The organism is Myxococcus sp. XM-1-1-1 (assembly GCF_020037095.1).
Taxonomy (GTDB): domain Bacteria; phylum Myxococcota; class Myxococcia; order Myxococcales; family Myxococcaceae; genus Myxococcus; species Myxococcus fulvus.
The window spans coordinates 210,881-226,367 of the sequence record NZ_JAIQDH010000008.1; the positions used below are offsets into that span (position 1 = coordinate 210,881).

The 15,487-nt window shown below is 70.9% G+C and carries 16 protein-coding genes and 1 other RNA gene; 7 read left to right on the forward strand and 10 right to left on the reverse strand.

Going from position 1 to position 15,487, the window contains the following annotated elements:
* Positions 1–26: 26 nt before the first annotated feature.
* Positions 27–617: a hypothetical protein gene (locus K8640_RS18135; RefSeq protein WP_223748164.1), complete on the reverse strand. Its 591-nt coding sequence runs from the start codon at positions 615–617 to the stop codon at positions 27–29.
* 53 nt (positions 618–670) lie between these two features.
* Here K8640_RS18135 and K8640_RS18140 point away from each other — a divergent pair, with 53 nt between their 5' ends.
* Complete coding sequence (locus K8640_RS18140) at positions 671–2,452, forward strand: M1 family aminopeptidase (RefSeq protein WP_223748165.1); 1,782 nt, start codon at positions 671–673, stop codon at positions 2,450–2,452.
* A 12-nt stretch (positions 2,453–2,464) separates the two neighbouring features.
* Here the strand turns inward: K8640_RS18140 and ftsY are convergent, their stop codons facing one another.
* On the reverse strand, positions 2,465–4,030 hold the full coding sequence (ftsY, locus tag K8640_RS18145; RefSeq protein WP_223748166.1) for a signal recognition particle-docking protein FtsY: 1,566 nt from the start codon (positions 4,028–4,030) through the stop codon (positions 2,465–2,467).
* Positions 4,031–4,099: 69 nt separating this feature from the next.
* On the opposite strand from ftsY, the gene K8640_RS18150 reads away from it, so the two are divergent.
* Positions 4,100–4,657: a hypothetical protein gene (locus K8640_RS18150; protein ID WP_046715611.1), complete on the forward strand. Its 558-nt coding sequence runs from the start codon at positions 4,100–4,102 to the stop codon at positions 4,655–4,657.
* 8 nt (positions 4,658–4,665) lie between these two features.
* Here K8640_RS18150 and rnpB read toward each other — a convergent pair.
* From rnpB to K8640_RS18170, 4 genes are all read right to left on the reverse strand, one after another.
* Positions 4,666–5,060, reverse strand: an RNA gene (rnpB, locus tag K8640_RS18155) — RNase P RNA component class A.
* Positions 5,061–5,115: 55 nt separating this feature from the next.
* Entirely contained in the window at positions 5,116–5,595 is a 480-nt protein-coding gene (locus K8640_RS18160; RefSeq protein ID WP_223748167.1) for a hypothetical protein, read from the reverse strand.
* Between the two features lie 9 nt (positions 5,596–5,604).
* Positions 5,605–6,222 (reverse strand): ribonuclease HI family protein, encoded by a 618-nt coding sequence (locus K8640_RS18165; RefSeq protein ID WP_223748168.1) that lies wholly within the window; start codon positions 6,220–6,222, stop codon positions 5,605–5,607.
* Between the two features lie 9 nt (positions 6,223–6,231).
* Positions 6,232–6,963 carry a zinc ribbon domain-containing protein gene (locus K8640_RS18170; RefSeq protein ID WP_223748169.1) on the reverse strand — a complete coding sequence of 244 codons (732 nt, stop codon included), beginning with the start codon at positions 6,961–6,963 and terminating at the stop codon, positions 6,232–6,234.
* A gap of 163 nt (positions 6,964–7,126) precedes the next feature.
* On the opposite strand from K8640_RS18170, the gene K8640_RS18175 reads away from it, so the two are divergent.
* Positions 7,127–7,915, forward strand: a complete 789-nt coding sequence (locus K8640_RS18175; protein ID WP_223748170.1) for a hypothetical protein — start codon at positions 7,127–7,129, stop codon at positions 7,913–7,915.
* A 153-nt stretch (positions 7,916–8,068) separates the two neighbouring features.
* On the forward strand, positions 8,069–8,233 hold the full coding sequence (locus K8640_RS18180; protein WP_170300416.1) for a hypothetical protein: 165 nt from the start codon (positions 8,069–8,071) through the stop codon (positions 8,231–8,233).
* Between the two features lie 138 nt (positions 8,234–8,371).
* Here K8640_RS18180 and K8640_RS18185 read toward each other — a convergent pair whose 3' ends face one another.
* On the reverse strand, positions 8,372–8,662 hold the full coding sequence (locus K8640_RS18185) for an FYDLN acid domain-containing protein (RefSeq protein ID WP_141333389.1): 291 nt from the start codon (positions 8,660–8,662) through the stop codon (positions 8,372–8,374).
* Between the two features lie 152 nt (positions 8,663–8,814).
* Between K8640_RS18185 and K8640_RS18190 the strand changes: the two genes are divergently transcribed.
* Entirely contained in the window at positions 8,815–10,542 is a 1,728-nt protein-coding gene (locus tag K8640_RS18190) for an AgmX/PglI C-terminal domain-containing protein (RefSeq protein WP_223748171.1), read from the forward strand.
* Positions 10,543–10,952: 410 nt separating this feature from the next.
* A complete protein-coding gene (locus K8640_RS18195; RefSeq protein ID WP_223748172.1) occupies positions 10,953–11,612 on the forward strand; it encodes a transglutaminase-like domain-containing protein in 660 nt (219 codons plus the stop codon).
* A gap of 185 nt (positions 11,613–11,797) precedes the next feature.
* Here K8640_RS18195 and K8640_RS18200 read toward each other — a convergent pair whose 3' ends face one another.
* Genes K8640_RS18200 through K8640_RS18210 form a run of 3 tightly spaced genes read right to left on the reverse strand, consistent with a single transcriptional unit; the run spans position 11,798 to position 14,528 of the window.
* Positions 11,798–12,055 carry a DUF3006 domain-containing protein gene (locus tag K8640_RS18200; protein WP_223748173.1) on the reverse strand — a complete coding sequence of 86 codons (258 nt, stop codon included), beginning with the start codon at positions 12,053–12,055 and terminating at the stop codon, positions 11,798–11,800.
* On the reverse strand, positions 12,052–13,320 hold the full coding sequence (locus K8640_RS18205; RefSeq protein ID WP_223748174.1) for a ComEC/Rec2 family competence protein: 1,269 nt from the start codon (positions 13,318–13,320) through the stop codon (positions 12,052–12,054). Before K8640_RS18205 ends, K8640_RS18200 begins: the two co-directional genes overlap by 4 nt.
* Positions 13,317–14,528 carry a ComEC/Rec2 family competence protein gene (locus tag K8640_RS18210; protein ID WP_223748290.1) on the reverse strand — a complete coding sequence of 404 codons (1,212 nt, stop codon included), beginning with the start codon at positions 14,526–14,528 and terminating at the stop codon, positions 13,317–13,319. Before K8640_RS18210 ends, K8640_RS18205 begins: the two co-directional genes overlap by 4 nt.
* 114 nt (positions 14,529–14,642) lie before the next feature.
* Between K8640_RS18210 and deoC the strand changes: the two genes are divergently transcribed.
* Complete coding sequence (gene deoC, locus K8640_RS18215) at positions 14,643–15,473, forward strand: deoxyribose-phosphate aldolase (RefSeq protein WP_223748175.1); 831 nt, start codon at positions 14,643–14,645, stop codon at positions 15,471–15,473.
* Positions 15,474–15,487: the final 14 nt, after the last annotated feature.

Sequence of the window (15,487 nt, forward strand, 5' to 3'; positions counted from 1 at the left end):
GGTGGCGCGGCCCCGGAGGTTCCGTCTCACTCCCCGCGCAGGTCGTCCTCGACGGCGCGGGGCTCGGGCGCGGAGAGGACCAGGTACACGTCCGACACGCGTCCCACGCCCCAGGTGTCCAGCACGGTGGTGCGCACCTTGAAGGGCTCGGACTCCGGCAGGAACTCCGTGAGGTCCACCTCTCCCGGCTCGAAGGTGAAGGCGCGGCGCCCCACGTTGTCCACCTGCTCGTTGCCCAGGTGGACGCTCTCGGTGAAGCCCACGACGGCGCGGCGCTTCACCTGTCCCTTGGCGTCGGTCACCTCGAACAGCAGGAAGTTGTCCACGCTGATGCCGAGCGTGCCCTTCGCGTCCCCGTAGAGCCGCGCGCGCATGCCGTCGCGCTGGAGCACGGGCGTCTCGCCGAAGGTGACGACGCGGGGCGTGCGCTCGCCCTCGTCCGTGTCCACCTCCACGTCCTCGCGCACCTTGTCCAGGGTCTCCGTCTCCTGGGGCGGCGTGTCCACGACCAGGCGGACGGAGCGGGGAGTCGTCGGGGCGGCGGCGGGCGCGGGGACGTTGCGCGCGCACGCCATCCACCCCAGGGTGGCGGCCAGCAGGAGCGTTCGAGAGTGCATGTCCCGCAAGGCTAGACGAGCCGTGGTGGCCCGGGTCAATTAGCATGCGCTTCATGCGCCCAGCCCTGCTCAGCCTGCTGTCGTGGTGCCTGCTCCTCGGACAGCCGGCCCGGGCGGACATCCCTCCGGAGGTGGCGCTGAGCCTCCAGCACCTCAAGCCCGCCGAGCGCGAGCGCGCCGCGAAGGCACTGGGCCCCCTGGAGGAACTGCCGCGCTACCGGGTGCAACTCGACGTGAACCCCGAGACGCGCGAAGCCACCGGGCGGGTGCAGGTGGAGGTGCTGGCGCGTGAGCAGCCCCTCAAGGAACTCTACCTGCGGCTGACGCCCAACGCCCTGGGTGGCAAGCGGGTGGTGTTGTCCGACGCGCGGATGAACACCGCGCCCATCGTCCTGGAGCAGCCGGAGCCCACGCTGTATCGCCACCGCCTCGCGGAGCCCATGCCCGTGGGCATGGCGGTGGTGCTGGACGTCGCCGTGCGCGCGGTGGTGCCTCGGGGGGAGAAGGGCGGGGGCGGGCTGCTGGCCGGCGCCGGTGGCGGGAAGAAGGGCCCTGGAGACCATGGCGCCTTCTCCATCACGGAGGACTTCGTCAGCCTGGTGGGCGTGGTGCCCCAGGTGCCGCCGCTGGACGACAAGGGGCAGCCGTGGGCGGGGCCGCAGGGCATTGGAGATCTGGCGCTGTATGCGCCGGCGCATGTGCTCGCGTCCATCACCGTGCCGTCGGGCTGGGTGGTGCACGCCACCGGCGCGGCCATGGGCGAGGTGCCGGAGCGTGACGGCCGGGTGCGCTACGCCTTCGCCGCGGGCGCGGTGCGCGACTTCCCCATCCTCGTGTCGAAGGGCTACGCGGTGTCCACGGCCACGGTGAACGGCGTCACGGTGGAGAGCCACTACGCCGCGCGCAACCAGGACGTGGGCGAGCGCGTGCTCAAGTACGCCACGTCCGCGCTGGCGGAGTTCGAGAAGCGCCTGGGGCCCTTGCCGTACACGCACTTCCGGGTGGTGGAGGCGCCGTTGTCCGGAGGGGCGGGCGGGATGGAGTTCCCCGGCCTCATCACCGTGGCGACGTCGCTGTACCGCGGCGTGGTGGACCCGCTCGAGATGGTGGCGGGCCACGTGGATCTGGAGCAACTGAAGGAAGTGATGGAGGCGCTGGGCCCGTTGGGCGCGGGGGCACCGATGGCGCAGATGGGCGAGACGCTGGAGCGCACGCTGGAGTTCACCGTCGCGCACGAGGTGGCGCACCAGTACTTCGCGGGGCTGGTGGGCTCGGACCCCATCAACGCGCCCGTGGTGGACGAGTCCCTGGCGCAGTACGCGGCGCTGCTCTACATCGAGTGGAAGCACGGCAAGAAGGCCGCCGAGTCGATGCGCAAGGAAGCGCTGGTGGCGCCGTACCACATGTACCGGATGTCGGGCGGCGAGGACGCGCGGGCGGACCGGCCCACGGGCGCGTTCGATGGGGAGATGGAGTACGGCGCGCTGGTGTACGGCAAGGCACCGCTGCTGCACCACGCGTCGCGCAAGCTGGTGGGCGACGCGGCCTTCTTCCAGGGCCTGCGCTCCTACGTGGACACGTACCGCTTCAAGTGGACGTGCAAGGAGTGCTTCACCAAGGAACTCGCCAAGGCGAGCCCCGGCAACGGCAAGGCGCTCGAGCGGCTGCGCGTGCGCTGGTGGCAGGAGGCTCGCGGTGACGATGATTTGGGTCTGCCCAACCTGGACTCGGTGATGGACACGCTGGGGGCGGGCAGCGGCCTGGACGCGGATGCGCTGGACGCCCAGGCCAAGGAGCTGCTTGAGCAACTGCTGCCCTCACTGTTGGGACAGTGAGGGCAGGACGCTTCAGTCGAAGAGCGCCTGGACGAACTCGCGCGGCTCGAAGCGGCGCAGGTCGGCGACCTTCTCGCCCACGCCCACCCAGACCACGGGCAGCTTGAGCTCGTCGCAGATGCCGATGATGACGCCGCCCTTGGCGGTGCCGTCCAGCTTCGTCAGGGCGATGGCTGTGACGCCCACGGCCTCGTGGAACTGCTTGGCCTGCTGGATGGCGTTCTGGCCGTTGGTGGAGTCGAGCACCAGCAGCACCTCGTGCGGCGTGCCGGGCATGGCCTTGTCCATCACGCGCTTGACCTTCTTGAGCTCCTCCATGAGCGGCGCCTTGGTGTGGAGCCGGCCCGCCGTGTCGGCGATGACGACGTCGGCGCCCTCGGCCTGGGCCTTCTTGATGGCGTCGAAGATGACCGAGCCCGGGTCTCCGCCCTCGGCGCCCTTCACCAGCTGCGCCTTGGCGCGCTCGGCCCACACGTCGAGCTGCTCGGTGGCCGCCGCGCGGAACGTGTCGCCCGCGGCCAGCACCACCTTCTTGCCCTCGCCGGTGAGCTTCGCGGCCAGCTTGCCGATGGTCGTCGTCTTCCCCGCGCCGTTGACGCCCACCACCATGACGACGTGAGGCGGACCGCCGCCCTCCAGCGAGCGCGGCACCGGCAGGTCGACGATGCGCGCCACCTCCGTGCGGATGAGGTCCTTGATGCGCTCGGAGTCCTTCAGCTCGCTGCGCTTGAGCTTCTCGCGCGCCACGTCCACCAGCGTGCTGGCGGTGCGCACGCCGATGTCCGCGGTGAAGAGAATCTCCTCCAGCTCCGCCAGCACGGACTCGTCCACCTGGCGCTGCGAGCCGAACAGCCCGTTGAGGCGGGCCATGAAGCCCTGGCTCTTGGTCTTGTCCAGGCCCTGGGCCAGCGTGCGGCCCGCCTCCGCGTCCACCTTGGCGCGGGCGGCGGCCTCCTCGGCGCGGCGGGCCTCCTCGACGGCGGCGGCCTCGCGGGCCCGCTCCTCCTCCAGGAGTCGCTGGGCCTCGGCCTGCTCGCGCTTGCGCCGCTCGCGGGCCTCGTCGTCGGCGGCCTTCTTCGCGCGGTACTCGACGCGCTTCTCCTCCTCCTCTCGCTCCTTGAGGGCGCGGGCCTGCTCCTCCAGGCGGGCGCGCTCGCCGGCGTCCGTGGTGGTCCGGGCCGCGCGGCTCAGCTCCTCGCGCTGGCGGGCCAGCTCCTGGGCGCGGGCGTGGGCCTCGTCCACCTCGCGCAGCCGGGCGGCCTCCTTCTCCGAGGGGGGCAGCTCGACGCGCAGCTCCGGCCGCTCGGCGGGCAGCGCGGGCTTCTCCGGGACGGGGACGCCGGGCTTCTTGCCCGGCTCGGGCGCGCGCTTCTTGAAGAAGAGCTTGCGGGCCGCCAGCACCATCAGCAGGGCGAAGAGGGCCGCCCCGCTGATGCCCACCACGTCGCCCGTGGTGAGGCCGTCCGAGGGGGGCACGCCCGTCCCGGGCTGGGTGGTTTCCCCGTCCGGGGTGGGGGCGGGGGAGGGGGCGGGCGGCACCTGCGCGGTCAGGGCGTCGAGGGCATTGGGGGTCTTCATGGGCGCGGCTCCGCATACACCAACACGCCGGTGGATGCAGCGCCCCCGGCCGAGTAGAAACAGCGGGCCATGCGCCTCAAGCTCCCCACTGTCGTGCTCCCGTCGGTTCTCCTGCTGGCCAGCGCCTGCATCGTCGAGGCTCCCGGTGGTGCCAGCGCCGAGCAGCGCAAGGCCGCCACGGTGACGCAGGTTCCGGCGCTCTCCGTGCGCAACGGCGCGAACCTGGGAGGCAAGGTGGAGCTGGTGGCGGCCACCGTGCAACCCGGGCGGCTGACGCCCGGCGAGCGCGCCCAGGTCACCCTCTACTTCAAGGTGCTCCAGGCCATCGATGAGGACTACCTCATCTTCGTCCACGTCGAGGACGCGGGCGGCCGCATGGAGCGGATGAACCTGGACCACAAGCCGGCCAACGGCATGCTGCCCACGTCCCAGTGGAAGCCGGGCGAGACGGTGAAGGACGAGTTCTCCATCTACCTCCCCGCGGACGCCAACCCGAAGGCGCTCAACATCTGGCTGGGGCTGTGGGACCCCCGCACGGACACGCGCCTGACGCTGACCAACCCGGACGCGGTGCGCAACGACGGGAAGAACCGCCTGCTGGTCGCGCAGGTGCCCGTGGCGCGGTGAGGGAAAAGCGTCGGAGTGGGCCGTAAGCCGGGTTCTGTTCCCGCCCCTTTCGGGACGGGCGATGAACATTCATCTAGGGCCCTGGTTGCCCAGGGGCCTCATCAGCGAGCAACCCGAACGCATGGGGCGGGCAACCCCTGTCCCCCGGACAGCGGGGACGCGCTCCTATTGGCTCTTGCTCCAGGTGGGGTTTACCGAGCCGTCCGAGTCACCCCGGACGCGGTGCGCTCTTACCGCACCGTTTCACCCTTACCCGCCCCTCGCGGAGCGGGCGGTCTGTTTTCTGTGGCACTTTCCTGCGAGTCGCCTCGACTGGCCGTTAGCCAGCACCCTGCCCTCTGGAGCCCGGACTTTCCTCCCGCCACCCAGGATTGCAGTGGCCGGCGTTCATCTGGACCACTCCGACTCCTGCCCCTTACAACAGGCCCGGGAGGGCGGTCCACTCCGGGCCGCGAGGCTCAATCCCAGGGGGGCTCCCGGGCAGGGAAGCGGGCGTGCTCCTCGTGGGCCCACCGTGCCATGGCCTTCGGGTCCACCTCCTCGAGGGGGAACTCGACCCAGGCCGTGCTGTGCGCGCCCTGGCCACGTGGGGGCGCCCAGGGCGGCCGTGACTCGGCATCGAAGTGGACGCGCAGCCGCCGCTTCCCGCCCTTCACCGGCACGAGGGAGAAGGAGAGGTTGGGCTCGAGGAAGTGATAGGCGGGCCGAGGGCCCCGCATGTCGACGGTGCCCATGTTCTCGAACCAGCGCGCCAGTGAGAGCAGTTCCCCTGTCTCCAGACTGGGGTCCACCTTGGTCCAGGGCTCCTGTCCTGGCACCTGGACGGTGAAGCGGATGAGCAGCCAGTTCAGGCTGTCGACGGTTCCATCCGGGAACTGGTAGCCGACGATGTCCAGCCGAAGCGAGTGGCCGTGGGAGGCCCGTAGCTCGAGCGCCATCCGAAGAGTCTACATCCGCTCGTCGATGGCCCGGTTGCTCATGGCGTCCGCGTCCGCGTTCTTCGCGCGCGGGATGTGGTGCAGCTTCACGCGGGTGAAGCCCGACAGGAGCTTCTTGGCCTCGTCGAACAGCGGCCGCAGCGTGGCGCTCTTCACCTGGTACTGCCCGCCCAACTGCCGGATGAGCAGCTCGCTGTCCGCGTAGACGTCCACCTCGCGCGCGCCCAGCGCCTTCGCGTGCTTCAGGCCCAGCAGCAGCCCCATGTACTCGGCGTGGTTGTTCGTCTGCGTGCCGAGGAATCGGCCCAGCCGGGCGACCACGTGTCCCTCGGCGTCCGTCACCACCGCCCCCGCGCCCGCGGGCCCCGGGTTGCCCCTGGCGGCGCCGTCCGAATAGACGCGCACGCGGGGCAAGGGCTCGGAGGGTGGGGGAGGGGACAGCGCCTCGGCGGGCGCCCGCGCCACCTCGTCCCCGAGCGGCGGGGACGGGTCCAGGCGGGTGGCGGCCTCGTCGAGGAGCTGACCCAGGTGCTCCCGCGTGAGGCCGCGGAAGGCGCGCACCGTCGACGAGAGCGGCTCCTCGCGCGCGATGTGGCGGAGGATGTCGACCAGCGACGGCGCGGGCATCCGTGCGGCCTACTTCGCCGCCGCGGGCGTTTCCTGGAGCGCTTCCACCGCGTAGATGATGCGGTTGCAGGACGGGCAGATGTCCGTGCCGAGCGAGGTGCGCAGCTGGTTGTAGAGCTGCGGGGGCACGTTCATGTTGCAGCCCTGGCAGGTGCCGGCCACCACGCCGACCAGCGCGGGCAGCTTCTTCTTGCGCACCACCTCGTAGCGCCGCAGCAGCGTCGAGTCGACGCCCTCCGCGACACCCGCGCGGCGGCCCTCGAGCGCCTTCACCTGCGCCTCGGACTCGCCCAGCTTGCCGCGCAGCTCACCCATCCTCGCGGACAGGCCCTGCTGCTTCGTAGCGAACTCCGCCTCCTTGCCCTTGAGCGCCTCGCGAGCCTGGCCGAGCTGCTTCGTCAGCTCCACCTGCTCCTCGGCCATCGTCAGATTGGCCTTCTTGGCGATGTCGATTTCACGGGCCAGGGCGGAGTACTCGCGGGTGGAGCGCTGTTCTGCCAGGCGCGCCTCCCACTTCTTCACCTTGTCCTTCTCGTCCGTGATGTTCTGCTCGACCTGGGTCTTCTGCCGCTCCATGTCGGCGACCCGTGCGCGCTCGGCCTCGATGGCGCTGCGAGCCACCCCCAGCTCCCGCTCCAACTCGGCAATCTGACGGGGGTGGATGTCCGCGGCCTTCCGGAGCGATGCGACCTCCAGGTCCACATTCTGAAGCTCCGCCAGCGCCTTCAATTTCTCCCGCAAAGTTGCTGCCTCCCACAGAGCCGCACCGTGTACGGCCGCGCGCTCTTGTACCAACAAGGATGATGGGGGTCCAACGCCCAAATCGACCCAGAGTCATCCCCCGGGCGCTCGGGGCGCCATCCACCATTTGAAAGAGCTTCACGCACCCGTTAGACGGGAACACGTGCTCCGCGCCATCTTTCTCCGCTCGCTGCCCCTGTTCGCGCTCGCCTTCGCCTGCCGCGAGTCCTCCTCGCCGCCCCCGTCCGTGCCCGCGGCCCCTCAGGCGCAGGCCCCCGCGCCCGCGCGCCCCGCGGCCGACGTGAAGTGGGGCGTCATCGAGGGGCGCGTCCGGCTCACCGGCACCCCGCCGCCTCCCACCTCGTCGCCCACCAGCGGCACCGTGGTGTCCGTGTGCGGCGAGCAGACGGAGGACCGCTCCCTCGTCGTGGGGAGCGAGGGAGCGCTGGCCTACACGGTGGTGTCCCTGAAGTCGGCGAGCGCTTTGCCCGCACCGGCCCAGCCGCCCGCCGAGCCCGTGCTGGACCAGAAGAAGTGCATCTATGAGCCACCCGTCCTCGCCGCGCGCGCTGGCGGCCAGCTCACCCTGCGCAACTCGGATCCGCTCGTCCACAACGTGCGCGCGTCCTCCAGCACCAAGCGCTCCTTCTTCAACGTGGCCATGCCCCTGGAGGGGATGAGCACGCGCAAGCCGCTGCCCGAGGAGCCCGGCGTCGTCCCCATCCGCTGCGACATCCACCCGTGGATGCGGGCCGTGGTGCGGACGTTCGACCACCCGTACTTCGCCACCACCTCCCCGGACGGCCGCTTCCGGCTGGAGGTCCCCGAGGGCGCCCACACCCTCGTCTTCTGGCACGAGCGGCTGCCCCAGGCCGAGAAGACCGTGAATGTCCGCGCGGGCGAGCGCGTCCAGGTGGAGCAGGACTGGGCCGTCACGGACCTCCAGCAGTAGCCCGCGCCGGCCGTTTCCAACTTTCTTGGCGAAAGGGCGGAAGGTTTTCGCCCCAGCACGTACTAGGAGGTGCGGCGTGTGCGTCCGGATTTCATTTCCGCTGCGACGGGAAAATTGCTACGCTGCTGCTGGGTTTCAACACGAGAGGGGGGCATGACGATGCAGCCCAAGAAGCGCACCACACTGACGAGCCCGATGCAGACCCTGGAAGCGCCCCGCAAGGAGCCGCGGCCGGTGGGGATGCAGGAGATGGGACCCGGCCTCTACGAGCAGATCCGCCGCGCGCTCACGGAGCTGGCGCTGGCATCGGGGACCTGAGCGGAAGCACGTCGGTCGTGAAGCAGGCCCGGCACGCGCCCCGCGAAGGGCGCACCGGGTGGACACAAGCCGCCTCGTGAGGACGTCCGAGGCTCGCAGGCCTCCTGGCGCTCGCCAGGAAGCCCGCACACCCCTGAATCAGGTGTCGTCGTCGTCGGGCTCGGCGGCCGCGCTCTCGTCGTCGTCGAACGAGTCGAGATCCTCCTCCTCTTCCTCGCTCGCGGCTGCTGGCTCCTCGGGCTCGGGCTCGATGACCTTGGGAGCGGCGGCCAGGCGGCCACGGCGTCCCTCGGGCTGAGGCTTCAGTGCGGGGCTTTCCCGTTGGTCCGCGCCGCACTTCGGGCACAGCGGGTCAGGCTTCTTCATGTCGTAGAACTTCGTCTGACACTTGAAGCAAACGAACTTTGAACCGAGGTCCTTCGCCGGCATTCGCCACCTTCTGAATAAGGCGAGAGAAGACAGGGGCAGAGGCGGGCTCCATAGTTGGGCCGCACGGCGGAGTCAACCGATTGGTTTGCGCGGGAGATTTCTAGCGGTAGCATCCGGGACCTCGTTTTCCCCCCGCGAGCCGGACGCTCCCCTTGAACTTCACCTGCGACAATTGCCAGAAGCGGTACTCCATTGCGGACGAAAAAGTCCGCGGCAAGACGGTCAAGGTCCGTTGCAAGAACTGCCAGAACGTCATCACCGTCGAAGGACCCGCCGAAGAAGAGAGCACCCGCGTGGTGTCGCTCGCGGACGTGGAGCGGCTCAGGGCGCAAGAGCGCTCCCTGGCCGACCCGTCCGTCAGCGTCCCCGCGCCGGTGGCCTCCGCGCCACCGGTGGCCAAGGCGCCGCCCGCGGCGCTCCAGACGCCCTGGGACGATGAGCCCACCAGGGCCGCGCCCTTGCGCGCCACGGGCTCGCCCTGGTTCGTGATGGTGAAGAACAAGCAGGAGGGCCCGCTGGACGAGGGTGCCCTGCGCGAGCTCATCGCCACGGGCACCATCAGCGGCCGGAGCTTCTTCTGGCAGCAGGGCATGGCGGACTGGAAGCGCGGCGCGGACGTGCCGGAGCTCGCCGGTCTGTTCGTTCCCCCGCCCGCGCCGGAGCCTCCTCCGCCGCCCCCGCCGCCTCCCGTGGCGGAGCCGCCCGCGCGCGCCGCCGCGAAGCCCGCGCCCGCTCGCCGCGAGCCGGAGCCGCAGCATCCGGTCTTCTCCGAGCCGGAGCCCCAGTTCCCTCAGGAGCCGGAGCCGCAGGCCTTCCAGCAGCCCGAGCCGGAGGAGCCTCAGTCGGCGCGCCAGTGGGTGCCGGAGGAGGATCCGGACACGACGTACTTCGGCGAGCCGGACCCCCGGAACCAGCCGCAGCCCGTGGGTCGCAAGGGCGCCGCGCCAGCCGCGACCGCCGCGCCGCTCAACGAGCTGTTCTCCGACCTGGATCTGCCCGAGAAGGGTGGAGAGCAGGACGAGGCGCAGGGCGGCAATCCGTACGACGACTCGCAGGGCGAGGAAGGCGGTGAGGAGACCCAGGCGCCCGCGAAGCGTGATCCTCGCGAGAACACGCGCCAGGTGGCCAAGAAGGCAGGGGTGACGCGGCGCAACTCGCCGATGAAGTACGTCGCCGTCGTGCTGCTGGTGCTCCTGCTGCCGCTGGTCGTCGCCTACGTGTTGTCGGAGGCGCTCGGGGTGATGCCGCTGAAGGTCACCACGGTGGATGCGCAGGGGCAGGCGGTGGAGCAGTCCGTCTTCACCGGCGCGGGTGTGGGCGCGCTGCGCGACAAGCTCCTGGGCAACACGCCGCCTCCGGTCGCTCCGATTCCGAAGGCGCCGCCTCAGGCCGCGCCGGTCCCCACCGAGCCCAAGGCGGCGGAGCCGAAGGCCGCCGAGCCCACGCCGGGCGCGGAAGGAGCGGCTGCGGCTCCGACGCAGGAGCAGGTGCAGGCCGTCTACAACGACGCGGAGAAGAAGGACGTCGCCCCGGAGGTTCGCGAGGGGGCGGAGGTCGCGGCGGCGGACTCGGAGGACGTCGGTGGGCCGTCGGACGAAGAGGTGGAGCGCGTTGTGGAGCAGGCGCAGACCTCGTTCCGCGACTGCGTGGAGCAGGAGCTCAAGCGCAACCCGTCCTACAAGGGCGGCAAGGCGACGCTCACCGCCACGGTGGGCACGTCCGGCGCGGTGAAGGAGGCGAAGTTCGACCGCAAGGAGCTCAACGCCAACGCGAACGCGGTGGGCTCGTGCATCCGTGAGCGCGCCCGGCGCATGACGTTCTCCAGCTTCTCCGGCGAGGACATCGAGCTGGAGATTCCGCTGGTCCTCTCCGGTCGGTAGCGCGTCCGGCTCGGCCTGGGTGGCCTCCTCGTGTCGGAGGAGGCCACGGGCTTCGAGCCGCAGTCGTCGAACGGGAGCACGGGCGTCCTCGCCCCTTGGGTGCGCGCACTCCTGGCCAAGGCCGGTGACGAGCGCGCGGGGTGATGCCTCCGGACATCACCCCGCCAACGGCTGTCACCAGCAACGCGGGCCTCCACGGACCGAAGGCCTGTCCATGGGCCCAGGAAGTACGGGAGCTTGGCGCCCATACCAGGTCGCACGGGGACTGGCACACGCGGTGCTTAGGGGACGGGCATCCCCTTGGCTCCGAGAGGCCCTGTCCCATGGCGATCTCCTCCCTATCGCGTCCGACCTCCCCCTCCTGTGCGAAGCGCCTGCCCGAGGCCGCTCAGGCTCCGCAAAGTGTCGTGGTGAAGGTCGTCAACCCGGATGGCTCGGCGGTGAAGACGGTGGACTCCGCGAAGCAACCCCAGGAGTTCGCCGCGCTGCTGAAGAAGCTGGGCCTGACGAAGGAGTCCCTGCTGAAGGGCGACGGTGGGAAGGGCTCGTGCCCGAAGCCCACCGAGTCGCGGAGCTTCCAGCAGAACTGGAGCCGCGACAGCTTCGAGCCGGCCAAGGCCAGGCCGCCCCAGCCCGCGCCGGCTCCGGCTCCCGTGCAGGCTCAGGACGCGAAGCGTCCATCCTCGGGCAAGAGCGCGGACGCGGTGGCCCAGGACATCGCGAAGGAGGCCACGTCCTGGAAGTACGACTACTCGGGTGGCAAGACGTGGGACGCCGCCATGAAGAACGCCAGCAACTTCGACGCGAGCAAGTCCGGGGTCTGCGTGGACATGGCCATCGAGGCCGAGCAGCGCTTCGAGAAGGCCGGCGTGGATGCGCGCGTCGTCTTCGGCAAGACGGCCCAGGGCGACCATGCGTGGGTGGAGTTCAAGGACGACAAGGGGCAGTACCAGGCCTTCGACCCCACCGCCGCGGCTTGCACCAAGAAGGCCGACGACGCCGTCACTCCGTATGACGGCGGCGCCTATCAGTACCAGGGGGTCACCGAGCGGCACGAAGCCGTCACCTGAGGTCTCCGCCGGGCCCGTCGCCCTCCAAAGCGACCCTGGAGAGGGGTGCTCGGCGGCGGCGCGGGGGAGTCCACCTGCGAGCCTCGCGTCGCCCCGCGTGCGAGGCTCAGGCGCTCGCTGGAGGGTGGACCTCGGTGATGCCGAGGCCCAGCGCGCCGCGGGCGCTGAGGCGCGCCACGCCCCGCTCAGAGGTCGAAGTCGCCCGGTGGCGGCGTCTTGCCCTTCTTCGCCCGCTCGCGCGCCGCGCGCACCTCCTCGCGCAGCGCCTCGGTGGCCTCCGGGTCCACCGTCATTGTCTCCAGGTGGATGACGTCGCCTTCACGCGCGCCCTCGGGGAGCGAGGCGAGGGGCCTGGTCACCTCTTGCCCGTCCACGATGAGCACTGCGACCTCATCTTCGATGCGGTCCAGGGTGGCCCGCGACTGGGTGGGTTTCTTCTTCACGGGTTGCAGTCCTGCGCGGGCCGCCGCTCACGAATGGCCTCCTCGCGCGTCTTGTAGATGATGAGGTTCTCGGCGTGGATCTTCCGCGCGCCGTCGCAGTCGGGGATGTGGAATTTGTCGCGCTTGCGGCTCGCGTGGTACGGCCCCTTGTACTTCTTGTTGTTGCGCTCCTCCTTGGGCGGAGCCGCTGGAGCCTCGGTCGTCTTCACCGGCTCGACGGGCACCTCCTCGACGACGGGCTTCTTCTCGACCAGGGGCTTGCCGGCCCAGAAGTCCGGGAGCGGCGTGGGGCCCTGGCCCACCAGCGTGTAGCGCATGTCGCTGGGCGTGCCCTGCTTGAGCCGCTGCGGAGAGATAACCAACGACTTGCCGTCGCTGACCACCTGCACCTCGCCGTGCTCGTCGGTGCGGAACACCTCCAGGTGCGCGGCCTTGAGGCGCTCCAGTGTGGCGGGCGCCGGCGCCTTGAACGCATTGCCCGCGCCCACGGAGATGACGGCGGCGCGAGCCCCCACGCGCGTGAGGAACGCCGCCGTGGTGGCGGTATCGAGCCCGTGCGCCCCCACCTTGAGCAGGGTGGACTGCACTGGCACTTCACGCGCGAGCAGGTACGCCTCCGTCTGCGCCAGCGCATCACCGGTGAACAGCACCGACGTCTCGCCGTACGACAGGCGCATGACGATGGAGTTGACCTCCAGCGCGGCCGAGGGCGCGTCCAGCAGCGGCTCGCTGGGCGCACGGGGCCACAGGATGGTCAGCGACACGCCGTCCCCCAGGTTGATGCGCTGGGGCGCGTTGGGCGTGGACGTGGGCGGCGCGGGGGAGACGACCTGCACCCGGCGCTCACCGAGCTTCGTGAGCAGCGCGTCGTAGTCCGGCGGCGCGGTGGGCAGCTGCGGCTCCATCAACTGGCGGGCCCCCACCCGGCGCAGCACCGCGTCCAGCGCGCCGTGGTGGTCCACGTGGGGATGCGTGAGGACCACCAGGTCCAGGGGCTTGGTGAGCAGCTCCGGCAGGCGGTTCACCAGGTGCCGGGAGGCGCTCTCAGGACCCGAGTCCACCAGCACCGTGGTGCCGTTGGGCGCCACGATGAGCGCCGCGTCCCCCTGGCCCACGTCGAAGAAGTAGACGCGCAGCTTCCCGTCCGGGGCCGCGCCGAAGTAGCGCCGGGCCTCCGGGGCTCGGGCGGCGGGGTCCGGCGCGGGCTCCTTGCAGGCCCCCAGGACGAGCAGGGTGCCCAGCAGGGCGAGTAGGCGCGAACTCATGGATGGCAATCCTCGGAGGGGCGACGCTCGCGCAGGGCGGCTTCGCGGTTCGGGTACACGGTGCGCTCCGACTTGGAACGCTTCAGGGTGGAGCACGTCTCGCGGTGGAATACCTTGCTGCCCTTGAGGCCGATGTAGCGCTCCTGGCCCTCGGAGCCGCCTCGGGGCGAGGCTCCACCCGTGTCGTCGCGGGATTGTCGCGCACCGGCCCCCGGACGTTTCGTCTCGGGCGCCGGGGGCGGCACCAGGACGGGGACGGAGGGAGCGAGCCCCTGGCCGCCGGACACCACCACCATGGCGCCGTCGCCTCCGTGGGTGCGCAGCGTGACGGTGTTGCCGTCGCTGGCCGCCACCACCTCGCCGTCCCGGTCCGTGCGCAGCACGTGCGCGCCCACCGCGCCCAGGCGCTCCAGCGTCTCCGATGCTGGGTGGCCATAGTCGTTCTTCGCCCCGCAGGAGATGACGGCGGCCTGGGGCTTCGCGGCGGCGAGGAACGCGGCGGTGGAGGAGTGACGGCCTCCGTGGTGCGCCACCTTCAGCACGGTGGTGCTCAGGTCCAGCCCCTTCTTGAGCAGCATCCCCTCCGTGTCCGGCTCCGCGTCGCCGACGAGCAGGAACGCCGTCTTCCCATACGTCAGCTTCGCGACGATGGAGTTGGAGTTCGCATCCGAACGCGTCCCGACGAGGAAGGGCTCCTTCGGCGCGCGAGGCCAGAGCACGGTGAGCGAGACGCCCTCGCCCAGGCCGATGGTGAGCAGCCCGTTGGGGGACGAGGGGCCCGGCTCCGGGTTCATCACCTGGCCCACCGTGTCCCCGACGACCTCCAGCAGGTCGCGGTACGCCTCGCTGGGGTGGTCGAAGCCGGGGTCCATGAACCGCCGGGCCCCAATCGTGCGCAAGGTCTGCGCGAGCCCACCCAGGTGGTCCAGGTGCGGGTGCGTGAGGATGACCAGGTCCAGCGGCCCGTTCACCAGCTCGCGCAGGCGCTTGTTGAGCCGCTCGCGCGCCTCGGGCGGGCCGCCGTCGATGAGCACCGTCTTGCCCGTGGGCGAGATGACGAGGGCCGCGTCGCCCTGGCCCACGTCGAGGAAGTGGACCGTCAGCGGCTTGTCGGACGTCGCGGTGAAGGGGGAGGGCAGGCCCGCGGCGAGACCTGGCAGCGCGGCGAGCAGGAGGGCGAGGAGACGGAACCAGCGGAGACGGGACATCACGAAGGGGACTCTACCGCCACGCTCCCACCCTCGGCACGTCAGGTGTGCGCGGGAAACGAACGACTCTCCCGAGCGCTTCCCGAGGACCGCGAAGTGGGCTAAGGGGCCGCCATGTCCGACTCCAAGGACCTCTCCAAGTTCGTCGAGGAGCTCGCCGACCAGGTCCGCCGCCACGTGTCCGAGTGGACGGCCACCCGGGAGGACTCGCCCGGCGAGTTCCCTGTCGACCTCGCTCCGCCCGCCACGGCCCCCGTGGACCCGGCCTCCATCCGCTCGGCCGCGGACCTGGCGCCGTACATCGACCACACGCTGCTCAAGCCCGAGGCCCGCGCCGAGGACGTGGCGAAGGTGGCCCGCGAGGCGCGTGAGCACGGCTTCGCCACGGTGTGCGTGAACAGCGCGCAGGTGGCCACCGCGGCGAAGGTGCTCGCCGGCTCCAGGACGGTGCCCATCGCCGTGGTGGGCTTCCCCCTGGGCGCCAGCCTCTCCTCGGCCAAGGCCTTCGAGGCGCGCGAGGCCATCCGCGCCGGCGCGCGTGAAATCGACATGGTGCTCAACGTCGGCGCGCTCAAGGCGCGCGACCATGCGCTCGTGTTCCAGGACATCCGCGCGGTGGTGGACGCGTGCCGTCCGGTGCCGGTGAAGGTCATCCTCGAGACGTCGCTGCTCACGGACGAGGAGAAGGTCTTCGGCTGCCTGCTGTCGAAGTCCGCGGGCGCCGCCTTCGTGAAGACCTCCACGGGCTTCGGCTCGGGCGGGGCGACGGTGGAGGACGTGGCGCTGATGCGACTGACGGTGGGCGAGGGCGTCGGCGTGAAGGCCTCCGGCGGCATCCGCTCCTCCGAGGACGCGCTGAAGATGCTGCGCGCGGGCGCAAACCGACTGGGTGCATCCGCGTCGGTGGCCATCGTCAACGGGCAGGTCTCCACCGCGAAGTACTGAACCGGCGGGCCCTC

Coding starts and splice junctions, on each gene's coding strand:
- K8640_RS18210 (WP_223748290.1), bottom strand. CDS start 14,528: ATGTCCCGTCTCCGCTGGTTCCGTCTCCTCGCCCTCCTGCTCGCCGCG.
- K8640_RS18140 (WP_223748165.1), top strand. CDS start 671: ATGCGCCCAGCCCTGCTCAGCCTGCTGTCGTGGTGCCTGCTCCTCGGA.
- K8640_RS18160 (WP_223748167.1), bottom strand. CDS start 5,595: ATGGCGCTCGAGCTACGGGCCTCCCACGGCCACTCGCTTCGGCTGGAC.
- K8640_RS18150 (WP_046715611.1), top strand. CDS start 4,100: ATGCGCCTCAAGCTCCCCACTGTCGTGCTCCCGTCGGTTCTCCTGCTG.
- K8640_RS18135 (WP_223748164.1), bottom strand. CDS start 617: ATGCACTCTCGAACGCTCCTGCTGGCCGCCACCCTGGGGTGGATGGCG.
- K8640_RS18180 (WP_170300416.1), top strand. CDS start 8,069: ATGACGATGCAGCCCAAGAAGCGCACCACACTGACGAGCCCGATGCAG.
- K8640_RS18185 (WP_141333389.1), bottom strand. CDS start 8,662: ATGCCGGCGAAGGACCTCGGTTCAAAGTTCGTTTGCTTCAAGTGTCAG.
- K8640_RS18205 (WP_223748174.1), bottom strand. CDS start 13,320: ATGAGTTCGCGCCTACTCGCCCTGCTGGGCACCCTGCTCGTCCTGGGG.
- ftsY (WP_223748166.1), bottom strand. CDS start 4,030: ATGAAGACCCCCAATGCCCTCGACGCCCTGACCGCGCAGGTGCCGCCC.
- deoC (WP_223748175.1), top strand. CDS start 14,643: ATGTCCGACTCCAAGGACCTCTCCAAGTTCGTCGAGGAGCTCGCCGAC.
- K8640_RS18165 (WP_223748168.1), bottom strand. CDS start 6,222: ATGCCCGCGCCGTCGCTGGTCGACATCCTCCGCCACATCGCGCGCGAG.